This window comes from Burkholderia sp. Bp9143 (assembly GCF_003853645.1).
In the GTDB taxonomy this organism is placed as follows: domain Bacteria; phylum Pseudomonadota; class Gammaproteobacteria; order Burkholderiales; family Burkholderiaceae; genus Burkholderia.
On sequence record NZ_QTPO01000006.1, the window covers coordinates 158,393 to 172,017 of the forward strand.

Sequence of the window (13,625 nt, forward strand, 5' to 3'; positions counted from 1 at the left end):
ACCGAGGCCGACCGGGCATCGTAGAATGCGTGCCGGGCCGAGCGCCCCGCGCCGGCCTGCCGGCCGCCCATGCCAACGATAATCCGCCGCCACCCATGTCCAGCAGCACCGCACCGTCCCGCCGCTTCCGTTCCAAGACGCTCACCGCCGCCCTCGCGTTCCTGTTCGGTTCGCTCGGCGCGCACCGCTTCTACCTGTACGGCTTTCGCGACGTGTACGGCTGGGCGCACCTGCTCGCGACGATCGTCGGGATCCCGGGTTTCCTGTTGCTCGCCGCGACCCAGCGTAGTGCCAGCCTCGGCTGGTGGCTCGCCGTGCCGGGCGCGATCTCGCTGCTGGCCGCGTTCCTCGCCGCGCTGGTCTACGGCCTGCGTCCCGACGAAAAATGGGACGCGCAATTCAATGCCGACACGGGCAAGCACAGCCGGTCAGGCTGGACGGTGATCTTCATCGTGATCCTCTCGCTGCTGATCGGCGCATTCCTGCTGATGACCGCGCTCGCGCTGTCGTTCCAGACGTATTTCGAGTCGCAAGTCGAAGCGGCAAAGCAGATCTCGCAGTAAGTGCCGACGCGCGTCGATCAGAACAGACTCAACTGCATGTCGTCGCGCGATTTCGCGCCGGTCGCGCCCGCCACCGCGCGCTGCACTGCCGCCCCCGCCAACGGCGCGCCGCGAAACTGCGACAGATCGAGAATGCCGTTCGTGCGCTCGTTCAACCCGAGTCGCTTCACGGCCTGACGGAAACGCTGCCGCAACAGGTCGGCCCAGATTCCCTCCCCCTTCATCCGTTTCGAGAAATCCGAGTCGTAGTCCTTCCCGCCGCGCATGTCGCGCACGCGATTCATCACCCGCTCAGCGCGATCGGGGAAATGCGCGGAAAGCCAGTTCTTGAACAGCGGCGCGACCTCCCACGGCAGTCGCAGGATGATGTAGCTCGCGTGCGTCGCGCCGGCTTCCGCACAGGCTTCCAGCACGCGCTCCATGTCCGGCTCGGTCACGAACGGAATCATCGGTGCAATGCTGACGCCCACCGGCACGCCCGCGTCGCGTAATGCGCGGATCGTGCGCAGCCGGCGCGCAGGCGTCGCCGCACGCGGCTCGAGCGTGCGCGCGAGATCGGCGTCGAGCGTCGTGATCGTGACCGCGGCCATCACCTGCCCGCGCTCGGCCATCGGGGTCAGCAGGTCCAGATCACGCTCGATCAGCGACGATTTCGTGATCGCGGCGAACGGCAGCCCGTGATCGTGCATCACCTGGATCACGCTGCGCGTGATGCGCAGATCGCGCTCGACCGGCTGGTATGCGTCGGTGTTGACGCCGAGCGCAATCGGCTCCGGCACATAGCGCTTGCGCGAAATCTCGCGCTCGAGCAGTTCGGCCGCGTTGACCTTCGCATAGATGCGGCTCTCGAAATCGAGCCCCGGCGACAGACCCAGATAACTATGGGTCGGCCGCGCAAAGCAGTAGATGCAGCCATCGATTATACGTCAATGACCTTGTTCACTCCTTCATTAGGCACAAAGAAGCAGCTGCTATATACTGTGTTTTTATACAGTATTTGGTGGAGGCTTGTGATGACGACTGCACCGCGTAAAGGCCGAGGGAGCGCATCAAACTCGACACCACGCTTTGAATCTTTGCAACGAGAAAGCTTCCTCGATGATTGGCCGCAGGGTGCTTCGGAGGAAGACGCTCCACCGTTGAAAACAATTATTTTTATCGAAAAAGCAAAATCAATAGTTTCAGAAAATGATTCGCCTGACGTCCCATTCGACCAGTCAGTTAACGTATACAGGGGATGTGAACACGGGTGTGTGTATTGCTTTGCTCGTCCAACCCATGCGTACCTGAACCTCTCACCCGGTCTAGACTTCGAAACAAAGCTTTTCGCAAAGGAAAACGCCGCAGAACTTCTGCGCCAAACGCTTTCGAAGCCGTCGTACACGCCCAAAGTAATAGCTCTCGGAACAAATACCGACCCCTATCAGCCGATAGAGCGTCGATTGTCTCTGACCGCAGCGGTGCTCGAGGTGTTAGAAGAATTCAACCATCCCGTAGCCATCACCACTAAATCGTCGCTGGTGACTCGCGACCTGCCACTGCTAACTCGAATGGCGGAAAAGAATTTGGTCCGCGTATTCATATCTGTCACGTCTCTCGACAGGGAAATCGCCAGAACATTGGAGCCACGAGCAAGCACCCCAACTAAGCGCCTTGAGGCAATCAAGCTGCTGAGCGACGCCGGTGTGCCAACCGGTGTCTTGGTTGCTCCCGTAATCCCGTTGCTCACCGACAAAGACATTGAGAAAATTCTCTGCGTCGCAAGCGAAGCTGGCGCGAAATACGCAGCGTACGTTTTGTTGAGACTTCCTCGCGAAGTGGCGGGGTTGTTCCGAGAGTGGCTCGCAATACACCACCCTCTGAAGGAAAACCATGTGATGAGCCTCATTCGCCAGATGAGAGGTGGCCGAGACTACGACTCAGATTTTCGAACCCGTATGAAAGGCACGGGCATATTTGCGGACCTTATACAGCAACGATTTGAAAAGGCATGCACCAAGGCAAAGCTAAACGTCGAAAGGATTCCTCTGAATACTGACTTGTTTCGCCGCCCGCCCGAATTCTCTTCACAACTCGACCTGTTTTGAATATACGCCAATGGACCATGTCCGGACCGTGGTCACTAATCGACTCGTAGGCTTGGGTGAGCGCCACAGGCCATCACACAAGCCCTCAAGGCTCATCCGCCGCACGGTCAGTTATAAGTTCAGCGAGCACTCGCTATCTTCGACCCGGTCCGCAGCTACTGCCACCTCGCACATCACGCGGATGCGAACAGGCAGTCTTCGGTCCGTTTACGCACACTCTCCGAAGGCCACCGCGGCTGCCGGCCCCACGACGCGTAAGTGAGAGCCCTGTTGGTCTCCGTGTTTCGGCCGTAAGCCCCATCGAACATCGAGCATCCTCGACGCTCATATGCTAACTTCCGCGGCGAGGGGAAGGTAACGAAAAATTTCTTCGTCCAACGAGCCACAAAAAATCCCTACAAGTGATAATACCCTTCTAGTTAAGTAGTGGCAGGTGCAATCTGGCCAACATAAATTTCTAACCAATAGACTACCGGGGATACTTTGCTCAAATTCTACGATGCCCCTCAAGGCGCCAATATTCAACCGAATGCCGGCAAGAATGCCGCGGATTCTGGACTTGAGCCCAATTACAAAAGCTCGGGGAACGATGCATTTGCAATAATTACGGCGGCCTGGACTCAATGGTTCTCCAGTCAAAGCAATATAGTATCCAACACGCCCCTAGACGTTAGAATTAACGACATCGTCGCAGCAATATTCGACGATACGAACAATGGACTACCATTAAACGAATGCTTCGTCTTCGCCAATTTATATCTCCTAGAACAGAACCTCAACAAAGATATTGCTCTTAAACCATTCTACGAAAAATTACCAAAACATTACAAACGGGCAAATAACGAAATTCTCGCCACAGCGATATCCATCGCCGCAGCAAAGAAGCAAGGATACAAGTTTCTCGGCGAAAAATCAGTTATCGATAAGCTATACGGAAAAAGCATTTGGACGAAGCCATGGAATACATCCGGACCAGACTATCTATTGGGTAGAGCGAACGAATTTTGCTTCCTAGAAGTGAAAAGTCATGCCGGAGAATATGCACGAAAGCCCGTATATTTTGAGAAATACAAAACACAGTCTGTTAACGCCAAACTGACACTATCCAATTCTCTCCCCCAAAGCAACAACGGCAACCAAGCGACCGCTCTCAATATTCGCCATGTCTTATCGTACGGCAACCTGCCGTATGACGTGTATGCTGGGACAACCGCGCCGGCTAGTGTTCAGTGGTTCAATAATGCAGACTCAACACAAAAAATATTACCATCTGAGTTGTGGCTGATGCAAATTGCCATTGCATTTTGTCAGTTTTTTTATCAACTAACAAAAACCGATTTCCCCATCCGACTCAGTGATATTGATGATTTAACATATCTTGAGCGAACAGCATATCAAATGCGAGGCACGAATGATTTCATCCTTCTAACTGGACCCCGGATAGGCCGCGAGCATATTTGCGCCGTGCATCGCAACACCATAATCTTCTCACTCAAAGCACTGAAGATTTTCAGAAAATTTCGCGCCGGCACTAGGGTAGATAGACCGGATATATATTCAGTTTTCTCAGAAATTGAATCTTTAGAAAACTACGCCGTCGATACCTTAAAAATCGGAAGAGAGACGTATTACACCGAATTCGTGTCCGCGACTGGAGTTTTTTCTTTAAGCCGAAACCCTATAAATCCGCTTCAAATAAGAGATTCTCGCCGATGAGGATAGAGGCCTAGTTGGAGGGAGCACACTTCGTCGAAGCGTCAGCCCAATCTGAGCACCGATGACATACGTCCTCGCGCCGTAGTGAATGTCCCGCAAATCGCGGCTTATTGAAAGAAGCTTTGTGCCACGCCCGACCACCGCGGCGACAATGAGCAACGCCCCTTGAGGGTCCGGCGTCTTTGTCTGCGCCTCGATTTCCGCATCCGACAGCAAATCCAGCGGCATTACCCGATTCATGACCTCCTGCAAACGCTTCGCGCAGCGCTTTGCGATTTCGTGCGAGCGGCATCACTCTGGTAGACGATGGTGCTGACCGATGCCGGCGTTTTCTGGCATAGAATCTTGTCGACAAACGCTACAAATTCGTAGTTTTCCAATACCCCCCAACCGTCGAGGTAGATGGGCCGTACCCTCCCAATATCATTCTATGCATGATGCATCGACCACGTCATTCTCCGGGAGACTCGCTCAAGTAATATATCGGAACTGCGCAGCGGAGACCACGCATGACCTATGCGATTGCGGAAGGCGTGCTGGAAGGCGTGCTTGGCAAGCATGCAGCCTTCATCGCGACCGCGAAGAGAAGTCCGGCTCGAGCTCGTCGTTCCCGGCAATCACGCGCGAGATGTGGCTCGGCGCCCTGCTCCTGGCTGCGGCGTGTAGCGCGCTGGTTATCTACCCTGAGGAATCGCTGGAAGTCGAGTCCTGGACAAGCGTCCTCATCGCGCTGTCGTTGCCGTACGTGGCGGGCCTGCTGATGGCGGGCCTCACGGAACTGCGGTGGAACCTGTTCGCGCTGCCCGGATTGGCGCGAATCAAGCTCCGACGGTGCAAGCGCAGCCTGACCGAAGTCATGAAAAAGCCCGCCGAAGCGGGCTTTTTCACTTTGAGCCTCACTGGCCGGCTGGCCCAGGCTGTCGTCGAGGTCGCGCTTACGAGCCCTCGTTGTTGCGGACGTTCTCAATGTATGAATCTGCGTCTTCCTCTGGATAGTCCGGCACCGACTCGCCGTCGTGTATCTCGCATTCACCGGCTTCGTTGAGGTCCTCGCTGTAGAAGACCTTGCTCTCGCCACAGCACCAGCAGAAGCCAAACTGGCTCTTCGAGCGTGCGCAGCGCAGGTGGATATATTCGACGCCCTCATCGCCCTCGGTTGCAAGAACCACCAGCGGGTTGGCTGCCGTATCGTCGGTCCCGTAGCACCACAGGCAGGCCTTTGCTTCCGGCTGGCCACAAATTTCGTTATTCATGGCCACCCTCCTTTGGCGCGTCTTCGTCCGGCAGCGCGAGAGCCTTCATGCGTTCGAGCTTGGCTTCGTCGACCGGCTCGTCGGCGTTGTCCGCCAGCCAGTCACCAACCTGTTTATCGAAGCGACGCGTCATCCGTTCGGTGGCCGGATTGAATTCTTGCACCAGCTCCATGAACGCAGTGCGCGTTGCCTCGCCAGTGTCACTGCCCAGCTTGGCCACCTCAGCGACGAATTTCGGCCCGAGCTCCTTGCTGTTGATAGCGTGCAGTTCGATGTCGATGAGCTGCTCCAAGTGCGCGAGGGTCCCGGCGTGGAACTTTTTGCCGCCGGCAACCAGCGGCACCTTGCCCTTGTCGCCGCCGCGGAAAGGCTTGACCGCAGCAGCAGCGCGAATCAGGGCACTGCCACGCGCCTCATCGCGGCAACTTTCGCCGTGGAGAAGCACACAACCGAGGAGGTACTTGGCGTGAATCGAGTCGTACGCGCAGGCTTCTTCGAGCGCCTCAAGACACGCGGGGTCTTCAAAGCGGTGCAGGCGTTGCTGGCGAATCGCAAGCAGTGCCTGCACGCAGATGAAGCTGCCGCAGAAGGCGCCCAGCAGGAGCACGCGCACAGCCTGGCCCGCGACGCCGGCTTTGAATAATGTCTTCGACAGCTCGAGCAGGCTACCGGGGTGGCGGAGGTTGTGCGCTTCGCCGAAGAAGTGCACGCACTCGGGGTTGCGCTCGGCATCGAGCAGCCGGCCCAGGTCCATGTTTGCCTGAACGTGACCCAGGCGCGCACAGGCGCGCAGCCCGTCGACCTGAGCGGCGCGGTCGCGTGCGACGTGGGCTGCCGCATAGCGCTGACGCAGCGCCTCTTTATGCTCGTGAATCAGGGCGGCGAGCGGCTTGCCGAATTCGCGCTGGGACGCCTGGTCATGCAGTTCGCTGAGCTTGCTGCGCGAGGAACCCGTCTGAGTATTGATGGCCCCCAGTGCCTCGGCCTTGAAAGTCGCAACGGTGCGGCCGTCCGCCAGCACAAGCAGGTCACCGCAGATTTCGGCGGAAGGATACGACGGTGCGGCAACGTGCTTGTCGGAATATTTGTCGAACGAGAGCTGGAGAACGTGGCCGAAGGCCGGAACAGCAAGAGATTTGGCGTGTGCCATGGGTCACCTCATCAATAAACGCGAACACCCACATCGCGGTAGTGCGATGCGAGCTCTGGGGTTTTGATGAGGCTATTTGTTTACGCGGTGTTTCCGCGAGCAGGAGCCGATACCCGTTCCCTTACTGAAAGCTTGCCATAAGCGCGTGCATCCTGCAAGGCTAGCCCTCAACGCCCGGGGCGCCGAGGCGACCTGCACGAGACCAACGGCCAGCGCCCCGCCACCCGCACAAAACCGAACGCCTCGGAGCTGCCTGAATATTGCCTCATGTCCCCATAGAGGCACTGTGGGCTTCATCAATGAAAAGCGCGCTCGTCGTCCTCGTCCCAATAGGCGCCTATGACGCCCATGCAACAAACCACCCCAATGTGTGCCGCAGCTCCAAGAGGAAACGGACTGCCGGGGCAGTCGCATAACCGCCGGTGCAAGCGGTGCAAAGCGCATGTCGGCCGGGTCGACGATGCTGCGAGAGATGCCGGCTTCTCCTGACGAAATCGAAAAGACCTACTCCATTCCCGGCAACTCGGGGGCCAGTTCGCGCTTGAACAAAAGCTTCTCTTCAGAGCCTGGCTCCAACTCGAGCACGACGTAAGGCTCCGCCTGAAGTTCTTCTGGCGGCGACGAAGTTGTCGTCACGATGAACTGAAATGGAATGGCCCCATTCTCGCCCAATTGCTCCGCTGCTTCCGACGCCGCAAGAAAGAATTCACGGTACAGGCGCTCGCTCATGTCAGCCTCTCGCGGACAGTCATGAACCAAGAAGCCGGGATGGCTGCTAGCTTCTGACGTAGCCGAGTCAAGCAGGCATACGATGTCGCCGAGGAGAACTTCCAACACTTGATATGCCTCGCCACCGCGGGAAACCTCGAACGGCCGAAGCTCATGGTCCTGTACGAACCGCGCATAACCCGCTGCCCCGAGCAACCGAGTCGAAACGCAAGTGGTCAACGACTTAATCGCATCTGCACGCGATGACTGCTGTAACCGCCGGCCCGCCAGCGTAGCTCGAAGGCCATCCAGGTTCGATTCGAGCTCCTGCAGCCGGTTTCGCGCCTGCACCAAATCGACAGAGTCAACAGCCTGAACTCGCTGCGCATGCAACAGCTGAAGCTCATCCCAAGACTTCCTCAGAAGGGTACGCGAACTTTCGCTCGTCGCGATTCGAACGCGTAGCCGCCGCAATTCCGCCTTCGTCGTGGAGATGCGTTGAGATTGCCCAGACACTGCCGCAGACGCGTTCTGAAATTCACCCTGCCGACGGGCAAGCTGTCGTGCGAGCTCCGATGCGCTTGCCTGAACTTCTTTGCCATCGCGATGCCAGTTGATACTGACCGACCCCTTCCGATTCTGGATGTGATGACATGCGGAGAACTCGACATCGCCGTGGTCACATCGGCCATCAAGCCCTTCCAAATGGTCGCGCAACTTTGTTAGTCGCTCGAAGTCGGCGCGGTTCGCATCAACGAGTGATTTTGCGATGCCCATTTCGACCTCTGCCAACTTCAACGCATCGTTTAGCCTGACAAGGCGAACGTGTTCTTGCGTTAATTGCTCCTCGGTTTGCTCAACCTCGCGCTCCCAGCGTTGCTCCTGCTGGTCCGCATCCGCCAGCGCGGCACGGACACGAGATTCGACAGACGAACCAACCGTGTTCTCGCCTAGAGGTTCGTCCTCTTCAGCGCCGATGCGATTGCGAAGCTGACGCTCTGCATGAGCAAGCGCAAACGCCGGTGCACGTTCCAACTCGGGAATTCGGTCCTTGCACTGGTCAAGCCGGATTTGGGTCGATTCAATCTCGCGAAGCAGTTGGTCTAGTCCCGCGTCCATGAGTCCCAACACGGAACCGACGAACAGCGGCGGGTCGCGCCGTGGCCGGGTGAAACCTAAGCCTTCACCATCCCGCCAATGGTAGAACCCATCAAAGCGCGTTCTCTGGTCTCTGATGCACCACGCCAGCAAATGGCGCCATTTGAGCGCCTGGTTTGTACCGGGTAGCGATTGTGCCATGAGACGGCCTATCGAGAACTGCTCCAATGCATTGAGATATTCCAAAAAATCGCTAGGGATGCTCCCTTGAAGAAGCGGCTCTAACGCTTCGCATCTCGCGGCCAGGGAATGACTGTAGGCACCATAAGGCCGAAAGACGAACCATTCAGCACCGTCAATATGAACCTTCGCCGCAACGCCTCCCTTGGGAAAGCCGCCTGTGGCCTTCTCACGCAAAGTTGCGATGGAGGGCGCGTCATCACCCAGCAGATATCGCATCAGCAGGCATAGGGAAGTCTTCCCGACCCCGTGACCTGCGCTGGAGAGACCGGAGGATTCTTTTGAAGCCGGCTCCTTGGCCCACACGATGTTCAGCCCAGGATGCAGCTCGATAGCACGGGTCAGAATAAAGGGCTCACGGGATTCGACCAACCACACAGTTTCGAGCCATAACCGGGGTAGCTCTCGTACCGATTCGTATCCATCGAGCCAGGGTGTCATCGCGCCTCCTATCGGGTACCCGTCGATTTCGGTGTGGTCGAAACACCCTCGGTCGCTGCGCGTTCTGTCTCGACGCGTCGCAACTCGGCAGTCAACAGCAATCGAGCGATGTCCGCGAACTCCGCTACGTGGCTGACATCTCGTGGGAGCGTTCCGCTTCCGCGCTTGAACGTAGACTCCACGACATTCATTTGGCGCTCAAGTACGGTGGCAGCTTCGAGTCGCTGAACAATAGGACGCACGCGGTTCAGCAGTTGCTCCGCGTTAGAGACTCCATGTGTGTTCATGAGCGACACAAGGAGCTGTCCATCGCCCGGCTCCAGATGGTTTGCAGCAACAGCCGAGCGTGCAATGAGGGATTGGAGTTCCGAGACCGAGCAGCCATCTGGGCAATGCGCCACCATCGCAGCGATGAGTCCGGCAAGCTTTGCCTCCTCTGCGTTTCGAATCAAACCTTGCTCGGAATATTGCACCGGGACGGCCGGTGCATCTTGTAACGACATTGCACTCTGCTTGTCCCACGCTTCGAGCACTAACCTCTGAGTCCGGTATTCCCCGAATTCGCGTATCTCATTGTTCTTGAGTACGCGGAACGTCTCGGATGGGTAGTCGTTGCCCATGACATCGGCAGGGTTAAGGATGAAGCGCAGTTCGTCCCGGCTGAGGCCGTATAAGCGGGCGTAGTAGGCGTCTAGCTCGGCGCGAAGGAGCGCGCGGCGCTCGGAGTTCCAAGCGAAAGGCTCTCCTTCATAGCGCAGGTCATGCGCCCATACTCTAAGGTCGTGCGTGGTGTAAGTTAGCTCGAGCACACGCGGGACTATGAACTCAAGGTCACTGTCTGCATATCGGTTTGGAGGCAATACTGGGAACTGCTTCATATAGAAGTAGTTCAGTGTAGTTCCCCCTATTTTTTGTCGCGCAACAAAATCCAACACTATCGACGACAAATTGCCTAGAAATGCGGCCGCATGTTCAGCTGCAATATGCATCCCGAACAGAAACAACGGAATCTTATTTCCCACGCCCACTATTGGAAGGACTGATGTTATCACTGTGCGCTCAACAGAGCGCAGCGCAATATCCCGCCACCCCATTAACCAGCCCCGACTCCATTGCTTATCCTTTAGACTTTGCTCCACTTCCGCAGCAGAAACCCAGTGGAGCGGCGAAACATTGAAATCTGGACGCTGTTTTTCAACGTCCGTCACGTCACGAATCACATCACCAGACGTGTAAGTACCCCATCTGTGGTCAAACAGATGCATCATCTTTGCTTCGTACAGCGGGAGACATTCAGTGCCGGGACTATCCAAGAATAAGTGGCTATCGCTTGTCATATTGAATAAGCCCTGCGAAAACCTAATACCCCATGGATTATCCTCCTGCTCGCCCTCCCTGATAAGAACGGGAGCAGCTCGATACAGTTTTTTGGTTAATTCCGCGTCATACTCACTTCTGAACAACGGACTTGTCAGCGTGTTTGGATTGATTAGCCCAAAATCTTCGGCCGATAAGCGAAACCATTTATTCGCATTAGAGAAATCTCGAACCACTTTTGCATCGAAAAGAAACTCTGCCGATTCCGCCCGCCCCAGCGTCAGGAGACAAAATGGCTTCCTATCATCAGTACCCTTGAACCAACCTCGGATTTCGTAAAGACTGGTTAATCTGACGAGTGCTTTTCGCTTAACAATGTCAGAAAAAAAGGTTTTGTTTCCGTCATCCGTTGCAATGCCGGTAGGCACTATAAAGCCTGCCCTTCCAGAGGGCCTCGTTAGCTGTGAAAACGTCTCCGCAAACAACGGATATGTATTCATCTTCCCAAAGGCGGTAAGAGGATACCTCCCAGAAAAGCGATAGAATGCGTTAACTGCTTCGACCTTATGGCAGTCGGCAACGTAGCTGCTCCAGAGCGCGGGATTTTCAGTCTTCAATTCCTTGATTGCACGCTTGCGTTTGTCTCCTGCAAGCAGAGCAATACTCGGTGCTCGCACAGAAAAGTACTCCTCCTCGCCCATCTGCGATACGTCCCACGGAGGATTACCAAGCAATACGTCAAAGCCTCCTTTCGCTTTGACCTGCGGAAACGCCTGCCACCAATGAAAGGCTTGCGCCAAGTGAGCCGCGGCCGTCGCGGCCGGGGCCACGCCTGGGCGAGCATCACTGCCGTTCATCACGAGCCATTGGTCCTGGCTGGTCGGCACGCTGCGCTCCATCTCCGCTGTTTTAGGCATGACGAAGGCGGCGACAAATAGGTCAGCGGCAAGCCGGCTACGCGAGGTTGCAATGCGCGCTTCCGCATCACGGTAGGCCGAGCGCTTTGCATCCAATGCAGCCAAGGTGTCATCAGGCAGCGCTTCGAGCGCAGCAAGCGCGCTGTCACCGTCGAACCCAAGATTGAGCATATGCTGCGATTGTTGGCGAGCCTTTTCAATCGCTTTCAGCGCGTCGCGATTCGCTTTCTTGAGTGCTTTAACGACCCCCTTGTCGTCACCAGACAGTTCATTGAAAGTTTTCTCCGGAATACCATTTTCCAGAATTGCAGGGTCAAGCACTCCGAGCAATGCGTCGCCGCATCGCAGGTGATGGTCAAGGAAGGTCAGTGGCCGGTCTGGCGTATACGCCTCCAGCCACAGTGCGGTCCGCGCCAATTCTACTGCCATGGGATTCTTGTCAACGCCATAGATGCAATGTGCGACCACATCGCGCAGCGCATGACGGTAATCCGCGGGAAGAGGGTTGCCGTCAGACGCGTTGAGACGCGCGACCGCTTCCGCAATCCTGCGCGCGGCAGCGAGCAGGAAATGCCCGGAACCAGACGCAGGGTCGCAAACCGTTAATCCAAGCAAGGCCTTGACGGGCTCTTGCGGGTTCGCGGTTAACGTCTGCTCGATGACGGGGTCCAACGTGCTTTTGATAAGCTCCTGAACTAGACTGTCGGGCGTGTAATAGGAACCCGAGAGCTTGCGCGCGTTACCCTTGGTGCTAGCCTCATCACTATCGCCTACGAAACCGAACGTGCGCGCACCGCCAGTCAAGGTGGCAACCGGAACCAGTTCGAGCAGGCTCTCATAGATGCTACCCAGCTCCTCCGAGTCCATGTCTCGGTAATTCACCCGAGCGAGCGCCTCCCCTTCCCGAGAGAAGCATAGACTGAAAAGCGCTTCGAGTAATGCCTGGTTTTCAAGAGCTGCGTTGTCAAGGTCTGGGCACTGGTCTGCATCGAACAAACCTCCCAGCGCCGGCAGACCCAGTGCCGGCTGTCCCTTCCCCAAGCCGGAAACGGTGATGACAAGCCCCTGCCACAGGTCGCTGTGGCGGTCATAGCTACGTCGGAATGCGGCCAGTTGGCGCAGCCGGTGGAGGCTGTAGCCGTGCTGGTAGCGGCTCTTGGCATCGGCGTCCGCGTCAGGCGTATGCACAAGTTCGCGGTCTTCGATAGTGGCCAGGAAGATAAATCGGTAAACCAGGCGCAGCAACTGCTCGAAGAAAGCCTGTGCGGAAAGCTCCCCGGTATGGATTCGCTGACGGAGCCCTGAATTCGCTGGGTGCGCGATGAACCCGGTTCCGAGTGCACGTAGCGCTTCTGTGACTCCAATTCGCAACTTGTCACGAGCACGGACGCCCTCTTCTTGAGCCGCGTTTCGCCAACGCTCCAGCGGACAGTCGGATGGCTGTGCATCGACCTTGCCATAGCGGGTCGCATGCGAGAGCAACCACAGAGCAGTGAAGTCCGGATATAGTCCCTCTTGAAAAATAGCCTCGAGGTCAACCTCCACATATGCGGGACGAGTGAGACTTGGGTTGTCCCGCAGAATGCGGAGCTCTAGTCCATTGCTGACCACCGCCCATAGCGACCGCTCACTCGTGTTCAGGTACTCCTGTGCCAATAGAAACGGGGAACGGCGGCGCACACCGTCACCGTGACGGCTCCCTGGCTTATCTAGTGCCTGGTCGTGGGATGAGAATACCAGAGGAACACGGCCGTCTCCGGCGCTGAACCCGATGGGAAAGACACGTTCATCGAGGACAATCTGGCCAACGGGTCGCAGGTCTACGAATCCGAGCACCTGGCGGCAGAAGGGTTCGAGGAAGTCACGCGCCGTCACTGCGAACGCGTCGACATCCGTCCGCTTTCGCATGACCTGGAAGTCCTGCCACAGGTTCTGGGCGATTTTCCAGTACCGGCCGATTTCGTCACGCAGCTTGAGTCCGCGCGGGACGTCATAGTCCGATTCGGTTTGCTCCGGGGCCTCCAGGCGCGCAATCTTGTTCAGGAAATCCGGCGCCAGCAGGCCGCCTTCAATGGTGAGCGCGGGAAAGGCGAGTTCGTGTTGGAGACGTCGAGCCATATTGATTGAAACCTTGT

Annotated in this window: 7 protein-coding genes and 1 pseudogene; 3 read left to right on the plus strand and 5 right to left on the minus strand. The window is 56.9% G+C overall.

The window, feature by feature from the left end; all coding sequences use genetic code 11:
* Positions 1–95: 95 nt before the first annotated feature.
* Positions 96–563 carry an NINE protein gene (locus DIE23_RS06500; protein WP_124611348.1) on the plus strand — a complete coding sequence of 156 codons (468 nt, stop codon included), beginning with the start codon at positions 96–98 and terminating at the stop codon, positions 561–563.
* A gap of 17 nt (positions 564–580) precedes the next feature.
* Here the strand turns inward: DIE23_RS06500 and DIE23_RS06505 are convergent.
* Positions 581–1,477: pseudogene (locus DIE23_RS06505) on the minus strand (PA0069 family radical SAM protein); the annotation flags it as partial.
* 99 nt (positions 1,478–1,576) lie between these two features.
* Here DIE23_RS06505 and DIE23_RS06510 point away from each other — a divergent pair.
* A complete protein-coding gene (locus DIE23_RS06510; RefSeq protein WP_124611349.1) occupies positions 1,577–2,650 on the plus strand; it encodes a PA0069 family radical SAM protein in 1,074 nt (357 codons plus the stop codon).
* Between the two features lie 483 nt (positions 2,651–3,133).
* The gene (locus DIE23_RS06515) at positions 3,134–4,366 is read left to right on the plus strand and encodes a hypothetical protein (protein ID WP_124611350.1); all 1,233 of its coding nucleotides are present in this window, start codon (positions 3,134–3,136) and stop codon (positions 4,364–4,366) included.
* 935 nt (positions 4,367–5,301) lie between these two features.
* On the opposite strand, the gene DIE23_RS06520 is transcribed toward DIE23_RS06515, so the two are convergent.
* From DIE23_RS06520 to DIE23_RS06535, 4 genes are all read right to left on the minus strand, one after another.
* Entirely contained in the window at positions 5,302–5,619 is a 318-nt protein-coding gene (locus DIE23_RS06520; RefSeq protein ID WP_124611351.1) for a hypothetical protein, read from the minus strand.
* Positions 5,612–6,769, minus strand: coding sequence for a hypothetical protein (locus DIE23_RS06525; protein WP_124611352.1), 1,158 nt, complete (start codon positions 6,767–6,769; stop codon positions 5,612–5,614). Before DIE23_RS06525 ends, DIE23_RS06520 begins: the two co-directional genes overlap by 8 nt.
* Positions 6,770–7,273: 504 nt before the next feature.
* Entirely contained in the window at positions 7,274–9,256 is a 1,983-nt protein-coding gene (locus tag DIE23_RS06530) for a hypothetical protein (RefSeq protein ID WP_124611353.1), read from the minus strand.
* Between the two features lie 8 nt (positions 9,257–9,264).
* Positions 9,265–13,608 (minus strand): Eco57I restriction-modification methylase domain-containing protein, encoded by a 4,344-nt coding sequence (locus tag DIE23_RS06535; RefSeq protein WP_124611354.1) that lies wholly within the window; start codon positions 13,606–13,608, stop codon positions 9,265–9,267.
* Between the last annotated feature and the right edge of the window lie 17 nt (positions 13,609–13,625).

Bases quoted from the DNA above. Each gene is read 5' to 3' on its own strand.
- DIE23_RS06500 (WP_124611348.1), top strand. From the start codon at position 96: ATGTCCAGCAGCACCGCACCGTCCCGCCGCTTCCGTTCCAAGACGCTC.
- DIE23_RS06510 (WP_124611349.1), top strand. From the start codon at position 1,577: ATGACGACTGCACCGCGTAAAGGCCGAGGGAGCGCATCAAACTCGACA.
- DIE23_RS06520 (WP_124611351.1), bottom strand. From the start codon at position 5,619: ATGAATAACGAAATTTGTGGCCAGCCGGAAGCAAAGGCCTGCCTGTGG.
- DIE23_RS06525 (WP_124611352.1), bottom strand. From the start codon at position 6,769: ATGGCACACGCCAAATCTCTTGCTGTTCCGGCCTTCGGCCACGTTCTC.
- DIE23_RS06530 (WP_124611353.1), bottom strand. From the start codon at position 9,256: ATGACACCCTGGCTCGATGGATACGAATCGGTACGAGAGCTACCCCGG.
- DIE23_RS06535 (WP_124611354.1), bottom strand. From the start codon at position 13,608: ATGGCTCGACGTCTCCAACACGAACTCGCCTTTCCCGCGCTCACCATT.